The following is a 19,558-nucleotide window of genomic DNA, read 5'->3' as shown; positions in this document are numbered from 1 at the left end:
TATTTGTTTAATCGTTTAATCGAAGAAACAGTTAAACGGTTAAACGATTAAACAAAAAAATAAAACAAATACAAATGGCATCTACATCAGATATTAGAAACGGATTGTGTATTAAATTTAATCACGATATCTATAAAATCATTGAATTTCTTCACGTAAAACCTGGAAAAGGTCCAGCTTTCGTAAGAACAAAGTTGAAAAGTTTAACTTCTGGTAAAGTATTAGATAATACTTTTTCAGCAGGTCACAAAATTGACGTTATTCGTGTTGAAACGCATACATTTCAATATTTATATCCAGAAGGTGATGAGTTTCACTTTATGAATGCTGAAACGTTTGAGCAAATTTCTTTAAACAAAAACATTTTGGATGCTCCAGATTTGTTAAAAGAAGGAACAAACGTAATGGTGCAAATCAATACAGAAACAGATTTACCATTATCAGTAGATATGCCAGCATCTGTAATTCTTGAAGTTACTTATGCCGAGCCAGGTGTAAAGGGAAATACAGCAACAAACGCTACTAAAAATGCTACAGTAGAGACAGGAGCAAACATAAATGTTCCTTTGTTTATCAACGAAGGTGATAAAATTAAAATCGATACAGCTTCAGGTTCTTACATGGAGCGTGTAAAAGAGTAGTTTTTTTAATTAAGATAAATTTGACAATGAGTCAATTAGATGCTAAGTGAGTCGACATAATTTTGTATATTCACATTCTAATTGACTCATTTTCTGATTGACAGATTTTCTAATTATACTATATGAAATTTCCAAAGAGTCATTCTTTACAAGAAATTGCCAATTTGCTTAATTGCAAATTTATTGGAGACAAAGACTTTCAAGTTTTAGGCATGAACGAGATACATGTTGTGGAGCCTGGAGATATTGTTTTTGTTGACCACGCGAAATATTATGATAAAGCTTTACAATCGGCTGCTACAATTGTTTTGATAAATAAAGAAGTAGAATGTCCAGAAGGAAAAGCTCTTTTAATCTCTGATGACCCCTTTAGAGATTTTAATATTCTCACAAAACATTTTAAGCCGTTTCAGTTTGCTAATGTTGCTATAGCGCCATCTGCAGAAATAGGTGAGGGAACTGTGATTCAGCCAAATACTTTTGTAGGTAACCATGTGAAAATTGGGAAAAATTGCCTAATTCATTCGAATGTTTCTATTTATGATCACACTATAATTGGTGATAACGTAATTATTCACGCGGGAACTATTTTAGGAGCTGATGCTTTTTATTATAAAAAGCGTCCTGAAGGTTTTGATCAACTGATTTCTGGGGGAAGAGTAGTTATTGAAGATAATGTAGGTATTGGTGCACTTTGTACAATTGATAAAGGTGTTACTGGAGATACTACAATTGGTGCGGGAACAAAACTGGACAATCAAGTGCACGTGGGGCATGATACCGTAATCGGTAAAAAATGTTTAATTGCTTCGCAGACTGGTATTGCTGGTTGCGTAATTATTGAAGATGAAGTTACCATGTGGGGACAGGTAGGAACTACAAGCGGTATTACAATTGGATCAAAAGCAGTTGTAATGGGGCAGACTGGTGTAACTAAATCTGTTGAAGGTGGAAAATCATATTTTGGTACTCCGATTGAAGAATCCAGAGAAAAATTGAAACAACTTGCCAATATCAAGAAGATTCCTGAAATTTTAAGTAAATTGAAGTAATATGTCTATTAAAGAATTTGTTCAGAAATTTTATAAGTCAGATGCATTGATTGATAGCGAAATTTTAAAAACATATCTGCATCCTGATGTTACGCTTGAATGGAACAGCAGTAAAGGTTTTATTCAGATGGATTATGATTCGATGATTGAAATGGCCAATGAGCTTAGCCGTGCCTATGTGCGCTCTAAAGTTAGAATTAGCCATATTATTAGCGAAGATGATTTAGTATCAGTGCGTTACTCTCATTTTGTAAAAACAATCGAGAATCCAAGAGAAGAAATGCTTTTAGCACATTTTGCTACCATTTGGCAGATAAAAGATGATAAACTTTATAGAGGTTATCAAATGAGTCAATTTTCTTAATATTTTTTTGACAATAAAAGAGGCAAAATACATTACAAAACCTTATTTTTGCAACACAAATTTAAAAACTACATAAAATATATATCATGAGTGTTTTAGTTAATAAAGATTCCAAAATAATTGTTCAGGGATTTACAGGAAGCGAAGGTACTTTCCATGCTTCTCAAATGATTGAGTACGGTACTAATGTTGTTGGAGGTGTTACTCCAGGAAAAGGTGGTACTAGCCATTTAGATCGTCCAGTTTTTAACACAGTAAAAGACGCTGTTGATCAAGCTGGTGCTGATACTTCTATCATTTTTGTTCCGCCAGCTTTTGCTGCTGATGCAATTATGGAAGCTGCTGATGCTGGAATTAAAGTAATTATTGCTATTACAGAAGGAATTCCTGTAGCAGATATGATTAAAGCAAATAATTATGTTAAAGAAAGAAATTCAAGATTAATTGGTCCAAACTGCCCAGGTGTAATTACTCCAGGAGAAGCTAAAGTTGGTATTATGCCAGGTTTCGTTTTCAAAAAAGGTACAGTTGGTATCGTTTCTAAATCAGGAACTTTAACTTATGAAGCTGCTGACCAAGTTGTAAAACAAGGTTTAGGAATCACTACAGCTATCGGAATTGGTGGAGATCCAATTATTGGTACTACAACTAAAGAAGCTGTTGAATTATTAATGAATGATCCAGAGACTGAAGCTATCATCATGATTGGTGAAATTGGAGGTCAGCTTGAAGCAGATGCTGCAAGATGGGTAAAAGCTGATGGTAACCGTAAACCAGTTATTGGATTTATCGCTGGAGAAACTGCTCCTGCTGGTAGAACAATGGGCCACGCAGGTGCAATTGTTGGTGGTTCTGACGATACAGCTGCTGCTAAAAAACAAATCATGAGAGACAACGGAATTCACGTTGTTGATTCGCCAGCTGAAATTGGTAAAAAAGTAAAAGAAGTATTAGGGTAATTGCTAATATTCAAAATAACAAATTCCAAAAAAAAAGTCTCAATATCCTGTTGAGACTTTTTTACATTTTAAAGGCTGAGGCGTAAATGAAAAAAACTTAGCATCTTAGAACCTCAGTATCTTAGAAGCTTAAAAAGAAAATATGTACAAAGAATTAGAAAAATTTAAAGCAACAAACAGTTTTACTTTTACTGTAAATGATAGTTTAGAAGAAGCTTGCAATGCTCCAGAAGGAAGTGCTGGAATATTTGTGGTATACGCTGTTGAAGGTGATGCAAAAGAATTAATTATGGTTGGTTCTACAGGAACCGTTCAGAATGATGGAACTTTAAAAAGTAAAAACGGCGGACTTTACGACAAAATCGTAAACGGACATCAGTTTGCTAAAACAGGAAGAAAATATTCTTGGCCAGCTCAAATGAAATTAGAAAATATTGAAGGATTAGAAGTAGTTTGGTACGAAACTTTTACTGAAGATGTAAAAGCAATTCCGACGGCTGTTGAAGGGCAAGTTTTACAAAATTTCTTAGATGAAAATGGAAGATTGCCAAGATGGAATGTAGCTTTCTAAGTAATAAAAAAAAAATGAAATAAAAGCCTTACTGGAACAGTAAGGCTTTTTTATTTTCAATAATATTTTTTGAAATGCTACCCTTAAATTCAATTATGTTAATAAAAGTTTAAAGTATGGTAAATTTTAAGTTTAGTTAAAAAAACAAGATAAATACTGATGAATTTGAAAAAAGAAGAGAATTTTAGAGAAATATTGGGTTTTAATCATTTGCTTTTCTATATTTATCGCACAAAAACAAAAAATATTGTTAAAATTTAATTCTTTTTAAATATGAATTGAAGGTGGTGAGTGTAAAATACTTGTTTATGTTTTGTTAAATTTAAGTTTTTTGCCTCAATTTAAATTCTGAAAAAGATTAGAATTTTAAAGATCTATTTAACCCAATGTAATTAATAGTCATTTAAGATTTTACTTGAAATGATTTGATATTTACGCCTTAAAGTATTTTTATATGAGCCAAATTTTGAAAAATAAAATTTTAGATGATTTTATTCTATGGAATAATGTAAAAAACGGTAATGAGAAATCATTTTCTTTACTTTTTGAAAAATACTATAAAGACTTAATCAGTTATGGTAATTCACTTTGTCCGTATGCGGAAAAGGTGCAAGATTGTATTCAGGATGTTTTTGCTGATATTTGGCTTTATCGTGATTCTCTACAGGATAATGTTATAGTTAAGGCGTATTTACTTTCTAGCGTTAGAAAGAGGATTGCGCGTTTGCACGAAAGAGATCATGTGTTTAGAAAAACGACAACTACAGATGTTTTGGAATTTCTTTTTGATTTTTCTATAGAAAATGATTTGGTTGAAGATGAAGTCACAGCCGAACGTGTTCTTCTTTTAAATAAATTATTAAATGATCTTCCTGGTCGTCAGAAAGAGGCTTTGTATCTGCGCTACCACCAAGGATTGAGTGTAGATCAAATAGCAGATTTACTAGATGTTAATTATCAATCAGCTAGTAATCTTCTTCATCGCGGTTTGCTGAGTCTTCGCAAGGAATGGAAAGGCAGTATTCCGCTTTTAGTCCTTATATCTTCAGGGGTTTTTTAAATATTTAAGAAAAAATCAAAAAAAAATCTTAAATAGGTGAGTATATAATAAAAAAACTGTCCTCTATGTTTTTGTAACCTTAATAGTAAGATGCAAAAACGTAACAATTATACCGAAATAGAGGACTTCTTGGCTGATGAATCTTTTCAATTATGGATTTTATCTAAAGTTGATGAGCAAGGCTGGGAGGAATGGACACTGGAAAATCTTCAGAGAGCAAAACTTGTTGAAGATGCACGACTTGTCCTATTAGCAATGAGAGCTCCAAAATCTCAGTTGTCTTCAAACGAAGTTCATGAAGCCTTGCAGGAAACTTGGCGAAAGATTGAACAAAGAGAAAAACTTTCTCAAAACACTTCAAAAATTAAAAAACTTAAAATACAGAGATATTGGATCAGCGGTGTTGCAGCAGCTGTTTTAGTTGGTATGATTTCTGTTTGGTTTTTTAAAAATAATATAGCAACTACTGATAATGTAGTTACTTATAACGAACTTATTCTGGATAATAATGAAGGTTTAGTAGAGCAAACCAACAATTCTGAAAAATCACAGATTATTACCTTATCAGATGGAAGTTCCGTCTTATTACAGCCAAATAGTAAATTAAGTTACCCTAAAATCTTTACCGGAAACGAAAGAAAGGTGTATTTATGCGGCGAAGGTTTCTTTGAAATTAGTAAAAATCCTAAAAAGCCTTTTTTTGTTTACGCTAACGAAATTGTAACTCGTGTTGTTGGTACAAGTTTTAGAATAAAGGCTTATCCAGATCAACAAAATGTTGAAGTTCTTGTTCGCACCGGTAAAGTTAAGGTAAAGTCTAATGATTTGGTTCGAAGTGCCGAAAAAGAAGAGATTGTTCTTCTGCCAAATCAAGCATTGCGTTTCGCTCGTAAAGAATTGGTTTTTAATAAAATTACCAATATTACCCAAGATCCAATTTTAGTAAGCAGCGTTCGTAACATTGAGCAATTGAGTTTTGAATTTACAGATATACCTGTAGCACAAATTCTTCAAACCATTGAGCAGGCTTATTTAGTAGATATTGATTTTCCTCACGACAAATTGAAAGACTGCCGATTAACCACTTCGTTAAGTGATCAACCACTAGCCGAAAAGCTGAAAATAATTTGTAAAAGTATTGGCAACGATACTAATTATGAAATGAACGGAAATCAGATTGTAATTACGACTTCTGGCTGTAACTAGAGTTGTTAATTCGATTAAAAATAAAAACAAATAAAATCCAAAACTTAACTAATTAAAACTAATAAAAATAATTTATAACTGCCTATGTAAAAATGAATATATAAAAAAAAGTGCCGAGAATGCTGTAACATTATCGACACTTAAATCTGAATAAATCACTCTCTGTAAAGAGTAATTTATGATGTTTCTTAAAATACACTCGAATAGTATTAATCAAAACAAACCAAAATTATGAAAAAACCTGTTGTCAAGCAACGATTACTTCACCAAATCATGAAAATAACGCTGTTTCAGTTTGTGTTAGCGCTTGTGTTTTCAAGCGTTACTCTCGCAAATAATGTAAATGGGCAGAAAAAATTAGATACAAAAGTTACTATTATAGTTGAAAACTTAACTTTAGACAATGCTTTATCGAAAATTGAAAAATCTGCTCATGTAAAATTTTCCTATAACTCAAGACTTCCTCAGCTTGGTGAGAAGGTTAGTATAGAAGCAAATCAAGAGACTTTGGCTAGTGTACTTAGCAGAATCTTGGTTCCTTTTAATATCACTTTTTCAGAAGTAAGCAATCAGATTGTGCTTCAAAAGAATTCGGCAACTTCGTTTTCTTATGCAAACAATCATGACTCTCTGTTTGAAGTTTTGGCTTTTGGCCCAATCATTAAAGGAAAAGTAACAGACCAATTAGGTTCGCCTCTTCCAGGTGCAACTGTAATGGCAAAAGGAACAAAAACTGCTGTATTAACCGATTTTGATGGAAATTTTTCTATTGAAATGCCTGCTAATGTAGATCGTTTAGTTATTTCTTATGTTGGTATGGAAACCAAAGAAATAGGAATTGATAATACAACTCCGACCATTGTTTTAACAGAGGCAGGGCAAAATCTTAAAGAGGTTGTAGTAACAACTGGTTACGAGAAAACTTCAAAAAGAACATTTACTGGAGCAATTAGTAAAATTTCTGGTGCAGAATTAAAAATTGATGGTGTAGTTGATGTAAGCCGAATGATCGAAGGAAAAGCAGCAGGGGTTACAGTACAAAATGTTACAGGTACTTTTGGTACAGCTCCTAAAATTACTGTTCGTGGTTCTTCTTCAATTTTTGGAGATACAAAACCATTATGGGTTATTGATGGGGTGGTTCAAGAAGATATCATCAATATGTCATTTGCTGATTTGGCATCTGGGAATTCAGAGACTTTATTAAGTTCTTCTGTTGCAGGATTAAATGCTAACGACATTCAAAGCATTGAAATTCTTAAAGATGCATCGGCTACTTCAATCTATGGTTCTAGATCGTTAAATGGAGTTGTAGTTGTAACAACAAAACAAGGAAGAAGAGATTCACCATTAAAAATTAGCTACGGTTTAGAGCAAACAGTAAGAACAGTTCCTAACTATAGCCAATATGATATTTTGAATTCTCAAGAAACCATGAGTATTCTAAAGGAAATGGAATCAAAAGGATATTTGGACCTACCTACAACAGTAAATGGAAGATACGGAGGTGTTTATAATATTTTGGGTAGAGCCATTAATACTTACAATCCTGAAACAGGAGGGTATTTGGTTAATAATGATCCTGTAAGCAGAAATAACTTTTTGAAAAAATATGAATTAGCAAATACAGATTGGTTTAAAGTTTTATTTAGACCTTCTATTACCCAAAATCACTCTTTAAGTTTTTCTGGAGGAGGAAAAAATAATACATTTTATGCTTCTTTAGGATATTATACAGATCCGGGATGGACAATTGCTGATGATGTAAAACAAATATCTTCAAACATTAAAGGAACATTTTACGTTAATGACAAATTAAATATTACACTTTCTACTTTAGCATCTGTTCGTGATCAGGGTGCACCTGGAAGTTACGAAAGTGAAAAAGACGTCGTTTTCGGAAAAGTAACACGTGACTTTGATATCAATCCGTTTAATTATGTTTTAAATACAAGTAGAACGTTAAGACCATATGACGAAAACGGAAATTTAGAATATTATAGAAATAACTGGGCTAAGATGAATATCATCAACGAATTAGAAAATAACTTTATGGAAATTGAAGTTAAAGATATTCGTTTTCAATTGGACTTGGATTATAAAATTAATAAAAACTGGAACTATAATTTAACAGGTTCTGCTCGTTATGCCAATACAAGCCGTGAACATAAAATTATGGAAGCTTCAAATGTTGTTGGAGCTTACAAAGCAGGTACTCCTGAAGGTGAAGATGGTGTAAATACACTGGTTCGTAATGATAATATCTTTTTATATCAAGATCCAACTGATTTATCTGCGCCAAAGGTTTCAGTATTGCCAAATGGTGGTTTTCTTAGAAAGTTCACAAATGACATGACTTCTTATAATTTAAGAAATAGTGTAAATTATAGAAATACATTCAATGATAAACATGAATTAGAAGGTTTATTCGGAACAGAAATGAGAGTTGTAGATAGAAACAGCGATAATTTTACTGCGGCTGGTTTACAATACGACAGAGGTTTAACTGCTTTTACAGATCCTAGATTAATTGAAAAAATTATCAACGGAGGAGATTCTTACTACGGATTCAATGCAGAAAGAGAAAGAACAGTTGGTTTCTTTGGTAAAGTGGGTTATACTTACGATCGTCGTTATACAGCTTCTGTAACAGGTCGTTATGATGGTTCTAACAGACAAGGAAATAGTGATTCTTCTAGATGGCTTCCAACTTATACTTTTAGTGGGAAATGGAATGTGGCTGAAGAAAAATTCATGAAGAATGTAGAATCAGTGAATACATTAGCGCTAAGAGCTTCATACGGTTTAACTGCTACAGCAGGGCCGGCTACAAACTCTTTAGCTATCTACAAAAGTTATATTACCGATCGTTTTAATTTAGATGATAGAGAATCTGGAATTAACATTGAGGAATTACAGAATGGAGACCTTACTTGGGAAAAACAATTTGAGACCAACATTGGACTTGATTTAGGAATGTTCAATAATAGAGTACAGCTTACAACAGACGTTTATAGACGTAAAGCATTTGATTTGGTTGATTATGTAATCACTTCTGGAATTGGAGGACAAAGAATCAGACAAGGAAATAATGCTGATATGGAGACTAAAGGTATTGAGGTTGGTTTTACAACGAAAAATATTGATACAAAAGACTTTAAATGGTCTACGACATTGAATTTTTCTGTTTACGATCAGAAGATTACAAAATTGCAAAATACGCCTACTGCTTTTGATTTGGTTGATGCTAATGGAGGAAATACAGTTGGACATCCTCGTAACTCGTTGTATTCTTATCAATTTACAGGTTTAAATTTTGAAGGTCTTCCGACCTTCAAGATGCAAGATGGTGCAGATAGTAATATTACAGGTGCAGATTTCCAAGATAATATTGATGTTACAAAGTACTTGAAATATGAAGGCTCAATTGAACCAAATAAATCAATAGGATTCGCAAATACATTTACTTATAAAAATTGGTCTTTATATGTGTTTATTGTTGGTTCTGGAGGAAACAAAGTTCGTTTAAACCCAGTTTATGATAGTACGTATGATGATTTAACAGTTTTTACAAAAGATTTTACTAATCGTTGGATTAATCCAGGAGATGAGCAATACACTAATATTCCTGTAATTGCAGATAAACGTCTAAACTCAAATTATGGTGGAGCACGTACATTAGCAAGAGCTTATAATACTTATAACTATTCTGATGTTCGTATTGCGGATGGTGATTTTGTGAGATTGAAAAATATTTCATTAAGCTGGGAATTCCCTAAGGATTTCAAGAAAAAACTTGGACTTAGCACGTTTACATTAAAAGGTTCTGCTGTAAACCCTTGGTTAATTTATTCTGATAAAAGACTAAATGGTCAAGATCCTGAATTCCGTAATTCTGGAGGAGTTGCATTGCCAGTTACCTCTCAATATACTTTTACTTTAAATGTTTCATTATAATTTAAAAATATGAAAAAACTTAAAATAGCTTTATCTCTTTTAGTACTTACAAGTATTATAAGCTGTGATGATTTTCTTTCTGAAAAGCCAGATAATAGAACCGAAATAGATACTCCAGAAAAAATCTCAGAATTGTTAGTAAGCGCATATCCGCTAATGAGTTACTTTGATATTGCTGAAACAATGTCTGATAACGTTTTTGACAGCCAACTAGCAGAAACAATTTTGAAAAACGAGCAGAATTACAACTGGGAAATGCAAACCGAAAATTCTCAAATAGATACTCAAGCTTATTATTGGGATGCATGCTACAAAGCAATTGCTCATGCCAACAAAGCACTAGAGGCTATTGAAGAATTAGGAAATCCTGCAACTTTAAATCCACAAAAAGGAGAAGCATTATTAGCAAGAGCTTATTCTCATTTTATGCTGGTTTCATTTTGGTCACAACGTTATAATCCAGCGACAGCAGGGACAGATCTTGGGATTCCGTATATAACAAAATCGGAAAAAGAATTAGTTGTAAAATACAAACGTAATTCAGTAGCGGAAGTATTTGAATTTATTGAAAAAGACATTGAAGAAGGCTTAAGGTATGTTACAAATGATTACAAAGAGCCAAAGTTTCATTTTAATAAAAATGCTGCTAAAGCTTTTGCAAGCCGTTTTTATCTGATTAAAGGAGATTGGGATAAAGTAATTGCTTTATCAGATGATTTTGCGACTAGACCAGTTGGAAAATTAAGAGATTATGCAGCTTATAAACTTTTAGCTCTTGATAATCAAAGAATTGCTTATGCAAGTATAAATGAAGAAACTAACTTATTAATTGTTTCTCCAAATTCAATTGTTCGTAGATCGCAATCTCAAAATAGATTTTACCTTTCTGCAGCAAGATATCCGGAGATTTTTGGATCAGCTACCAGTCTTTTTAATAAAACATGGTTGTATAGCTTCTATTCTTCAAATAGTAGTATAACAGTTTATGTGCCTAAGTTTTATGAGTATTTTAAATATACAAACGTGACTGCTGGAATTGGAGAACCTTTTACAGCCGAAGTTTTATTAAGCAATGATGAGTTTTTCTTAAATAGAATTGAAGCTCATGTCATGAAAGGACAAATTGCTTTAGCAAATGACGAATTAGAGTATTTCTTATCTACAAGAACTACAGGTTATAATGCAACTACAGATAAACTAACCGAGGCTAAAGTTGTAGCAAAATATCCTGTTATTGCAGATGAGTACACGCCATTCTATACAATGACGCCTGTTCAAACTTCTTATGTTAAGGCTATTGCAGAAACAAGACGTAGAGATTTTGTGCATGAAGGTATGAGATGGTTTGATGTAAAACGTTTCAATATAGTGGTAACGCATGAGACGTATAATAAGCCAACTAATATTTTAGTGAAAGATGATAAGCGCCGCGCTTTGCAGATTCCTCTTCATGCATCGGCAACAGGTGTTGAGTTAAATCCTAGATAATCTAAAAAAATCAATTCTTATGAAACTTTTAAAATATAATAAAATAGCTATTCTGGCATTGGTTTCTGTATTTTCATTTTCATGTGTTCATGAAGATCAGCCTACCGAAAGTCAGTTAGATTTTAATCAGCCTACAAAAACTGTTTTGGATAATTGGATAGATACTAATTATTTAAACCCATATAATATTAATGTGCAATACAAATGGAATCAAAATACGGTTGATAACAGCAGATTTTTGTTTCCTCCTACAATAGATAAAGTAAAGCCAGCATTAGAAATTGTTCAGACTATTTGGCTGAAAAGTTATGCTACAATTGGCGGTGCTGATTTTGTGAAAAAGATTGCGCCAAGAGAAATTGTTTTGGTTGGAGGTGTAAATTTAAACAGTGTAGGAACAAGAACACTTGGTTTGGCTGAAGGAGGCCAGAGAGTAACTTTGTTTGAAACAGATTATATTGATAAAACTGATCGTAGCAGTGTTACTGAATTTATACATACCATTCAGCACGAATATATTCACATTTTAAATCAGCATAAACCATTTGATGAAAAAGCCTGGGCAGCAATTACTCCAGCGGGTTATACGGCAGATTGGTATAATTATGAAATTCCAGTTTCCAATGAAATTGGTTTTATAACTAGTTATGCAAGATTAAATATTAATGAAGATTTTGCAGAAACAGCAGCGATGATCTTAATCAGCTCAAAAGCAGAGTATGCGAAATTTTTAGCTAACATTAAAAGCGCGACTGCTGTAGCGGCAATAAAAGCAAAAGAGGCTTTGGTAGTAAAATATTTTAAAGAGGCTTACAATATGGATTTTTATGCTTTGCGTGATGAAGCAGAGAAAAATACAACTGCAGTAGTTAATAACTAAATAAAACGTATTATGAAAGTAAAAAATATAATTAAATACTTATTTGCAGCTTTTTTAATGTTGCAATTAACTGGCTGTAATAACGACAGTACAGAAGCTGAACCTCTATTTGATAAAACACCAACTGAGCGTCTAAATGCTCAAATGGATGAGCTGCAACAATTATTGCTTTCTTCTCCAGAAGGATGGAAAGCAATTTATTTTACAGACAATACAATTCTGGGGGGGTATACTCATTTTTTTAAATTTGCTGCTGACGGTACGGTTGAAATGGCTTCTGATTTTGATCAAAGCATGGATACTGATGAAATTCGTAAAAGCGAATATCAGATACAATTAGGAAGTACAGTAAGCTTAACATTTACTACAAATAACTGGATACATCTTTTATCTGAATCAGACAATTATCCTATACCAGGACTGCGCTCTAAGGGATATTTAGGTGATTTTCAATTTTTGTATTATGGACAAGAAAATGGTGAAATTGTTTTTAAAGCCAACAGAAATAAGCAAGAAATACGTTTTGTAAAAGCAACAAAAGCAGATTGGGATAATTTGTCTAAAAACTATGACATGATACCAAATGTTATAGGTTCTTCTACACGACCAATATTTAGACTTTTAGAGACAAATGACGGAACTACTAAACACCAATTTGATTTTAGTTTTTCTCCAGTTACTCGTTTTGCAGAAGCAAATTCTGTAGAAGCAGGTTTTTCATTTAGCTATGAATTGGGAGTGGGTTATACGCCTACAGGTATTGTAGTGAATCCAGCTCTAGAAGTGGGAGGTCAAAAACTAAGCAATTTTGTGTACAATGACGCAGATGGTAGTTTTACTTCTACAGGTACAAATGGGGTAAGCGCAACTATAAAATATTCTAACAAGCCTTTAGTCTTAACAGATGATTATAAATTTCTACTAAGCGGAAAAGGAAATCCTTATAAATATTTTGGTTATATACCTGCCAATTTAGCTACTGCACCTACAACAAGTAATTATTTTAAAAGCTTGGTAGCTAAAGCAAATGCAGCATTACCAGCTAATCAGTCTATTGCGAGTATTTATATGTATTTTAATACAGCAGCAAATCAGACTTATATTAGCTATAATTTCAATGGAGGTAAAGCTTCTGTAATTCATGTGGTAAAATCAACAGAAGATGCGGTAAACAAAACCATAATTCTTAGTCATGATTTTTGGGCTGGAGGAATTACGCCACCAGCTTACTTGAAAGAAATTGATGATGAATTTACAAATCCGAAAGGTCTATATGTTAAAAAAGAAAATTTCAAGATTACATTTAGTAATGTTATTTACACCTTTACTAGCGCTTCAGATAGTGGTTTTAGAATAACAACCTATATTATAAATTAGTATCTATTGTTAAAAGCAACTCGTTTTTGAGTTGCTTTTAAATTTAATCGTCAAATTTCTTAATCTTTAATTATGATTAAAAAGGTTTTAAATCCAAGAATTATTACAATCTTTTTTTGGGGAATAGGGCTGCTTATTACAAATCAGTACTTCTATGAATATTTAAGGATTTACTTGTATATCACTATAATAGGTGCAATTTGCTATGTAGTTTTTGATAAGATTAAGGAGGATAAAGATCAATAAATACAAAAGATTACAGTTGATACCTTTGATAATTGTAATTCCATAACGAAACAAAATCACATTTAAACTTTTTTAGTTTTGTTTTTTTATTTTGGGGGGAACAGCTCATTTTTATGAGCTGTTTTTTTGTTTTAGTGCTTAAAAAAATCTTAGGCCAAATTTTAATATTACAAATTTTATTAAACGCTCAAATAATCTATATTTGTAATTCAAAAAATAAAACGAATACCTTAATATGAAATTACTAGAAGGAAAAGTTGCAATTATTACTGGTGCAAGCCGTGGAATTGGAAAAGGAATTGCTGAAGTTTTTGCTAAACACGGAGCAAACGTTGCTTTTACATACAGCTCATCTGCTGCATCTGCAGAAGCTTTAGAAGCAGAATTAAATAGTTTAGGAGTAAAAGCGAAAGGATACCAATCTAACGCAGCAGATTTTAACGAAGCTCAGACTTTTGTTGATGCTGTTTTAGCAGATTTTGGAACTGTAGATATCTTAATCAATAATGCTGGAATTACAAAAGACAACCTATTAATGCGTATGTCTGAGGCAGATTTTGACCAAGTAATTGATGTCAACTTGAAATCGGTTTTCAATATGACAAAAGCGATTCAGAAAACTTTCTTAAAACAAAGAGCAGGATCTATCATTAACATTAGTTCTGTTGTTGGAGTTTCTGGGAACGCAGGTCAGACAAACTACGCAGCTTCTAAAGCTGGTGCAATCGGATTTACAAAATCAGTAGCTCTTGAGTTAGGTTCTCGTAACATTCGTTGCAATGCAATCGCTCCAGGTTTCATCGAAACTGAAATGACTGCAAAATTATCAGAAGATGTGGTAAAAGGATGGAGAGAAGGTATTCCGTTGAAACGCGGAGGAACTCCAGAAGACGTAGCAAATGCTTGTTTATTCCTTGCTTCAGATATGAGCGGTTACATTACAGGACAAGTTCTTAATGTTTGCGGAGGAATGCTTACCTAAGATTCTAAGTTGCTAAGATTCTGAGGCACTAAGTTTTTTAAGATGACTTAGAAACAGAATACAATTTTTTATCTGCTTACTGCAAACTGATACTGAATACTAAATAAATATGACGACAAACACGATTCTTTTATTATTGCTTTCTTTAGTAATTGCTGGTGGTTTATCGTACTTTCAATATTTTTTCAAAGCCAAAAGTAAATCCAATGTGATGATACTTTTGGCTTTTTTACGTTTTTCAGCCATTTTTGGATTATTGGTTTTATTGATCAATCCGATAATTTCTAAAAATTCTTTGGAGATTACCAAAACGCCTTTGGCAATTGTTGTCGATAACTCAAGTTCAATAGTAGCTTTAAAATCGGATAAAAAAGCAGTCGAATTATATCAAAAACTAGTTTCAAATCCTGCTTTAAAAGAAAAATTTGAAATACAGTCTTATCAATTTGACAACGATTTTAAAACTTCAGATAAATTTGATTTTAAAGGCAATCAAACCAATTTAGACGAAGCTGCAAAGAATTTAAAAAGCATCAACAAAAATCTGATTTTCCCGACAGTAATTATTACAGACGGAAATCAAACTACAGGAAACGACTATGTATATAGATTCGATCCTGTCAATAAAGTTTATCCTTTGGTTGTGGGAGATACAACTACTTTTTTTGATTTAAAAATCAATCAGCTCAACGTAAACAAATACGCTTTTCATAAAAATAAATTTCCTGTCGAAGTTTTTCTGCAATATGCAGGTGATAAAACGGCTAATGCAGAATTTACTATTTCGCAGGGAAATACTGTTGTAGCAAAAGAAAAACTTTCGTTTTCGCCATCAAAGAAAACAGCTTCTTTAAATTTATTGTTGCCCGCAGATAAAATCGGATTACAGATTTATAAAGCCAGCATTCAATCTTCAGCTAAAGAAAAAAACAGCTACAACAACATCAAAAATTTCGCAGTTGAAATTATCGATCAAAAATCAACCATTGCGATTGTTTCGGCTATAAATCATCCAGATATTGCGGCCTTAAAACGTTCAATTGAAGTTAATGCTCAGCGTAAAGTGATATTGGTTAAACCAAATCAGGTTAGTGACTTACAAGATGTTTCTGTTTTAGTTTTGTATCAACCAACAACAGTTTTCAAACCGATATTTGACAATAATAGAGTAAAAGGAATAAATACCTTTATTATAACAGGAAACAATACCGATTTTAATTTTTTAAATCAGCAGCAAAACAATCTGGTTTTTAAAATGAGTAATCAGCGAGAAGATTTTCTTAGCGAATTCCATTCCGATTTTAATTTATTTGCCATCGACGATATTGGTTTTGAAAATTTCCCGCCTTTACAAAATCCGTTCGGAAACATAAGTACAAACGGAAATGTATCTGTTTTACTTTCGTCAAAAATTAGAAACGTTTCTACAAATGCTCCATTGTTGGCTTTCGCAGAAAATCAAGGAAAAAGAACCGCTTTTCTTTTAGGAGAAAATAGCTGGAAATGGCGTTTGCAAAGTCATGTTGATAATCAATCATTTGAAAAGTATGACGTTTTTATTGATAAAATCGTTCAATATTTAGCATCATCGGCTTCAAAAAAATCTTTGGTAGTTACACACGAAAGTTTTTATAACTCTGGAGAAGAGATTATTATCAATGCACAATATTTCAATAAAAATTATGAGTTTGACGAAAAGGCAAGACTTACAATTAGCGTGGTAAATGTTGCAACTAAGCAAACTAAAAATTACGATTTATTGAAAGGAAGTAATTCTTTTTCAGCTAACTTAGAAGGACTTCCAGCTGGAAAATATAACTTTACAGTAAAAGAATTGAATTCGAACACTTCATACGCAAGTCATTTTGAAATTCTAGATTTTGATATCGAAAAGCAATTCGTAAACCCAGATGTACAAAAATTGCAACAATTAGCGCAACAGACTGGCGGAAAAGCGTTCTTTGAAGATCAAGCTGATCAATTGATTAATACACTTTTGGAAAATAAAGAATACAAATCAATCGAAAAAAATATCTCAAGCAAAACTCCAATTATTGATTGGGTTTGGTTATTGATTTTAATTGTAGCTTTATTAACGACGGAATGGTTTGTTAGAAAATATAACGGACTTTTGTAGTTTTATATACATTATTACATAAAGTTCCCTACGGGACAAAATTATGTTTGAAATGTTGATTGTTTACCAATATTTAATCTCTACGAGATTTTTTTATGGGATTTTGCCAAACAATTTTGTTAGATAAAAATTCGTTAGGAATCTTGGATTGGAGGAGAAATCATTTTTATAGAGCTATTTATGATGAAAAACTCCGCTAGGAGTTTCAGGTCGGTAGAAAAAATATGTACACCAAGTTAAATTGTCCCTTAGGGACTAAATATAAATCGAAAGTCATTTTAAAAACGATTTCACTATGTCCCCGAAAAAGATTTTAATTTTCTTTGGAATGTTTTTTATTGTTATTTGTTCTTTAACTTATATAAATGTAAGAAGAGAAAACAGAAAAGATTATCATTTTGTAATTACTAAAATTAACGAGAATGCAAAAGGTATGGTGACTGTTAGTGATAGTGCAACCGAATTTGATTTTGGAAATTTTAATTCTTATAAAATAGATGTTCAAAAAGAAGACAGCTTAGTAAAAAGAGCATTTTCAAAAAAAGTATATATTTACAGAAAAGACAAAAAAACAGATAAATATAAATTAGTGCTATTGTTAAATGAATCGGGAATGTTTCCGATAGACTGGCAATAATTATATAAAAATAATATATGGACTTCAGGCTAAAAGTATTTTACACCGTTGCGCTCCGCCTTAACTTTACTAAAGCGGCAACAGAATTGTATATTACTCAGCCGGCAGTTTCCAAACATATCCAAGAATTAGAAGAAACTTATAAAACCAAACTTTTTGAGCGAAACGGTTCTAAAATTGCTTTAACCCCAGCTGGAAAAATCCTTTTAAAATATACTAAAAGTATTTTCGATATTTATCGCGAAATAGATTTTGAAATGAGTTCGTTTAATGCAGAACGCCAAGGTTTGCTTAGACTAGGAGCGAGTACTACCATTTCGCAATATATTATTTCTCCAGTTTTAGCTAGTTTTCATCAAAAACAAAAAGACATAAAAGTCAATTTACTTAATGGAAATACAGAGCAAATCGAAAATGCTTTAATCAATAAAGAAATTGAGATCGGAATTGTAGAAGGACAATCTAAAAATCAATCGATAAAATACATTCCGTTTTTAAAAGATGAATTGGTTTTAGTGTGCAATAGCAATAATCCTTTAGTGAAACAAAATGAAATTTCGGTAAACGATTTAAAATCAATGAAATTCATAACTCGGGAACGCGGATCGGGAACACTTGAAGTTATAGAATTTGCCTTAAAAAAAGCTGGTTTAAAATTCTCAGATCTACAAATCGAAATGCAGCTTGGAAGCACAGAAAGTATAAAATCATATTTATTAAACTCAGATTGTTTTGCTTTTATGTCCATTCATGCTGTAAGTAAGGAGTTGAAAAACAAAGAATTGATTATATTGGATGTAGAGAAATTATCTGTAGAAAGATATTTTTACATAATCACCTTGCAAGGAAAATCAGATTCTTTATCAGAACTATTTATTCAAAATTTAGCAAATCATTATAACTTGAAGTTATAGCCTATTGTAATTTACGATTGGTGTTTTCAATATAAACGGCAGAACTTTGCAACATAATATCAATACCCATTTATTTTGAAAACAAAAGAACAAACCACAGCACAATTATTTGAAATTAATCAATCTGTACAGCAAGTACTTTTTCTTGCCGTAATTCTATTATGTTTATTTTCGATTATTTCTCCACCAATTGCGCTTTTATTGGGCGTTTTAATTGTAAATCTTTTCGGGAATCCATTTGTAGAATTCAATCACAAAGCTATTACGTTTTTATTGCAGTTTTCGGTTGTTGGTTTAGGATTCGGAATGAACGCTAATAGCGCAGTTTCAGCAGGAAAAGAAGGATTTGTTCTAACTGTTTTTTCAATTTTTAGCACTTTACTTTTCGGATTACTTTTAGGAAGGTGGCTTAAAACAGAAAGAAAAACGTCCCATTTAATCTCTTGCGGAACAGCAATCTGTGGAGGAAGTGCCATTGCTGCTATTTCACCAGTAATAAAATCAAACGAAAACCAGACTTCAATTGCCTTGGGAGTTATTTTTATATTGAATTCTATTGCCTTATTTGTTTTTCCGTTCATCGGGCATCAATTAGATTTATCTCAAAAAGATTTTGGATTATGGTGCGCCATTGCGATTCACGATACCAGTTCTGTAGTTGGTGCTGCTAATAAATATGGAGCAGAAGCACTGCAAGTTGCTACAACAGTAAAATTGGCGAGAGCTTTGTGGATTATCCCCATTTCAATCTTAACCGCTTTTCTTTTTAAAAGCAAGAATTCAAAAATCAAAATTCCTTATTTTATTGGTTTGTTTATTATAGCAATGCTGGTAAATACTTATGTTCCGTCAACAGCTGTTTTCACAGGACATCTTGTTGGTATAGCAAAAATTGGTTTAACCATAACCTTGTTTTTGATTGGCGCAACTTTAAACTTTGCCACTTTAAAAACAGTAGGAGTGAAGCCTTTGCTTCAAGGTATTTTTCTTTGGATTTTTATAGCAGTTTTGGCTTTAGTATCAATTGTTTACCTAGGCTAATGTTTTTTTAACCGCAAAGAGCGCAAGGTTTCGCGCTAAGGTACGC

The 19,558-nt window shown here is 32.3% G+C and carries 16 protein-coding genes; all 16 read left to right on the top strand.

All coding sequences use genetic code 11. The annotated features are described in order from the left end of the window. The first annotated feature begins 74 nt into the window (after window positions 1–74). The 16 genes from efp (at window position 75) to AAYQ05_RS14305 (ending at window position 19,512) form a co-directional block, all read left to right on the top strand. Window positions 75–641: an elongation factor P gene (gene efp / locus AAYQ05_RS14380; RefSeq protein ID WP_095929274.1), complete on the top strand. Its 567-nt coding sequence runs from the start codon at window positions 75–77 to the stop codon at window positions 639–641. A 122-nt stretch (window positions 642–763) separates the two neighbouring features. Beyond that, on the top strand, window positions 764–1,693 hold the full coding sequence (locus AAYQ05_RS14375; protein WP_343544155.1) for a UDP-3-O-(3-hydroxymyristoyl)glucosamine N-acyltransferase: 930 nt from the start codon (window positions 764–766) through the stop codon (window positions 1,691–1,693). A 1-nt stretch (window position 1,694) separates the two neighbouring features. Further along, window positions 1,695–2,057 carry a nuclear transport factor 2 family protein gene (locus AAYQ05_RS14370; protein ID WP_281632555.1) on the top strand — a complete coding sequence of 121 codons (363 nt, stop codon included), beginning with the start codon at window positions 1,695–1,697 and terminating at the stop codon, window positions 2,055–2,057. 86 nt (window positions 2,058–2,143) lie between these two features. Further along, window positions 2,144–3,016, top strand: coding sequence for a succinate--CoA ligase subunit alpha (gene sucD, locus AAYQ05_RS14365; protein WP_057118027.1), 873 nt, complete (start codon window positions 2,144–2,146; stop codon window positions 3,014–3,016). Window positions 3,017–3,158: 142 nt separating this feature from the next. Beyond that, window positions 3,159–3,587, top strand: coding sequence for a hypothetical protein (locus AAYQ05_RS14360; RefSeq protein ID WP_343544154.1), 429 nt, complete (start codon window positions 3,159–3,161; stop codon window positions 3,585–3,587). 454 nt (window positions 3,588–4,041) lie between these two features. Next, a complete protein-coding gene (locus AAYQ05_RS14355) occupies window positions 4,042–4,647 on the top strand; it encodes an RNA polymerase sigma factor (RefSeq protein WP_281632557.1) in 606 nt (201 codons plus the stop codon). A 90-nt stretch (window positions 4,648–4,737) separates the two neighbouring features. Then, window positions 4,738–5,853 carry a FecR family protein gene (locus AAYQ05_RS14350; RefSeq protein WP_343544153.1) on the top strand — a complete coding sequence of 372 codons (1,116 nt, stop codon included), beginning with the start codon at window positions 4,738–4,740 and terminating at the stop codon, window positions 5,851–5,853. A gap of 231 nt (window positions 5,854–6,084) precedes the next feature. Continuing rightward, on the top strand, window positions 6,085–9,810 hold the full coding sequence (locus AAYQ05_RS14345) for a SusC/RagA family TonB-linked outer membrane protein (RefSeq protein WP_343544152.1): 3,726 nt from the start codon (window positions 6,085–6,087) through the stop codon (window positions 9,808–9,810). 9 nt (window positions 9,811–9,819) lie between these two features. Next, window positions 9,820–11,298 carry a RagB/SusD family nutrient uptake outer membrane protein gene (locus AAYQ05_RS14340; protein WP_343544151.1) on the top strand — a complete coding sequence of 493 codons (1,479 nt, stop codon included), beginning with the start codon at window positions 9,820–9,822 and terminating at the stop codon, window positions 11,296–11,298. A 19-nt stretch (window positions 11,299–11,317) separates the two neighbouring features. Further along, entirely contained in the window at window positions 11,318–12,178 is an 861-nt protein-coding gene (locus AAYQ05_RS14335) for a substrate import-associated zinc metallohydrolase lipoprotein (RefSeq protein ID WP_343544150.1), read from the top strand. A gap of 12 nt (window positions 12,179–12,190) precedes the next feature. Continuing rightward, window positions 12,191–13,555 (top strand): DUF4302 domain-containing protein, encoded by a 1,365-nt coding sequence (locus AAYQ05_RS14330; protein ID WP_343544149.1) that lies wholly within the window; start codon window positions 12,191–12,193, stop codon window positions 13,553–13,555. Between the two features lie 481 nt (window positions 13,556–14,036). Further along, the gene (gene fabG, locus AAYQ05_RS14325; protein WP_111369193.1) at window positions 14,037–14,783 is read left to right on the top strand and encodes a 3-oxoacyl-[acyl-carrier-protein] reductase; all 747 of its coding nucleotides are present in this window, start codon (window positions 14,037–14,039) and stop codon (window positions 14,781–14,783) included. A gap of 109 nt (window positions 14,784–14,892) precedes the next feature. After that, window positions 14,893–16,920: a hypothetical protein gene (locus tag AAYQ05_RS14320; RefSeq protein ID WP_343544148.1), complete on the top strand. Its 2,028-nt coding sequence runs from the start codon at window positions 14,893–14,895 to the stop codon at window positions 16,918–16,920. A 328-nt stretch (window positions 16,921–17,248) separates the two neighbouring features. Beyond that, a complete protein-coding gene (locus AAYQ05_RS14315; protein ID WP_343544147.1) occupies window positions 17,249–17,557 on the top strand; it encodes a hypothetical protein in 309 nt (102 codons plus the stop codon). A gap of 17 nt (window positions 17,558–17,574) precedes the next feature. Beyond that, window positions 17,575–18,471, top strand: coding sequence for a LysR family transcriptional regulator (locus AAYQ05_RS14310; RefSeq protein WP_343544146.1), 897 nt, complete (start codon window positions 17,575–17,577; stop codon window positions 18,469–18,471). 75 nt (window positions 18,472–18,546) lie between these two features. Beyond that, window positions 18,547–19,512: a YeiH family protein gene (locus tag AAYQ05_RS14305; protein ID WP_343544145.1), complete on the top strand. Its 966-nt coding sequence runs from the start codon at window positions 18,547–18,549 to the stop codon at window positions 19,510–19,512. The last annotated feature ends 46 nt before the right edge of the window (window positions 19,513–19,558 follow it).

The sequence above is a fragment of the Flavobacterium movens genome, from assembly GCF_039581425.1.
GTDB lineage: Bacteria > Bacteroidota > Bacteroidia > Flavobacteriales > Flavobacteriaceae > Flavobacterium > Flavobacterium luteolum.
This window is presented reverse-complemented; position numbering and strand designations above follow the sequence as displayed.

Excerpts from the sequence above, each read along its gene's own strand:
- efp (WP_095929274.1), top strand. The coding sequence starts at position 75 with ATGGCATCTACATCAGATATTAGAAACGGATTGTGTATTAAATTTAAT.
- AAYQ05_RS14375 (WP_343544155.1), top strand. The coding sequence starts at position 764 with ATGAAATTTCCAAAGAGTCATTCTTTACAAGAAATTGCCAATTTGCTT.
- AAYQ05_RS14370 (WP_281632555.1), top strand. The coding sequence starts at position 1,695 with ATGTCTATTAAAGAATTTGTTCAGAAATTTTATAAGTCAGATGCATTG.
- sucD (WP_057118027.1), top strand. The coding sequence starts at position 2,144 with ATGAGTGTTTTAGTTAATAAAGATTCCAAAATAATTGTTCAGGGATTT.
- AAYQ05_RS14360 (WP_343544154.1), top strand. The coding sequence starts at position 3,159 with ATGTACAAAGAATTAGAAAAATTTAAAGCAACAAACAGTTTTACTTTT.
- AAYQ05_RS14355 (WP_281632557.1), top strand. The coding sequence starts at position 4,042 with ATGAGCCAAATTTTGAAAAATAAAATTTTAGATGATTTTATTCTATGG.
- AAYQ05_RS14350 (WP_343544153.1), top strand. The coding sequence starts at position 4,738 with ATGCAAAAACGTAACAATTATACCGAAATAGAGGACTTCTTGGCTGAT.
- AAYQ05_RS14345 (WP_343544152.1), top strand. The coding sequence starts at position 6,085 with ATGAAAAAACCTGTTGTCAAGCAACGATTACTTCACCAAATCATGAAA.
- AAYQ05_RS14340 (WP_343544151.1), top strand. The coding sequence starts at position 9,820 with ATGAAAAAACTTAAAATAGCTTTATCTCTTTTAGTACTTACAAGTATT.
- AAYQ05_RS14335 (WP_343544150.1), top strand. The coding sequence starts at position 11,318 with ATGAAACTTTTAAAATATAATAAAATAGCTATTCTGGCATTGGTTTCT.
- AAYQ05_RS14330 (WP_343544149.1), top strand. The coding sequence starts at position 12,191 with ATGAAAGTAAAAAATATAATTAAATACTTATTTGCAGCTTTTTTAATG.
- fabG (WP_111369193.1), top strand. The coding sequence starts at position 14,037 with ATGAAATTACTAGAAGGAAAAGTTGCAATTATTACTGGTGCAAGCCGT.
- AAYQ05_RS14320 (WP_343544148.1), top strand. The coding sequence starts at position 14,893 with ATGACGACAAACACGATTCTTTTATTATTGCTTTCTTTAGTAATTGCT.
- AAYQ05_RS14315 (WP_343544147.1), top strand. The coding sequence starts at position 17,249 with ATGTTTTTTATTGTTATTTGTTCTTTAACTTATATAAATGTAAGAAGA.
- AAYQ05_RS14310 (WP_343544146.1), top strand. The coding sequence starts at position 17,575 with ATGGACTTCAGGCTAAAAGTATTTTACACCGTTGCGCTCCGCCTTAAC.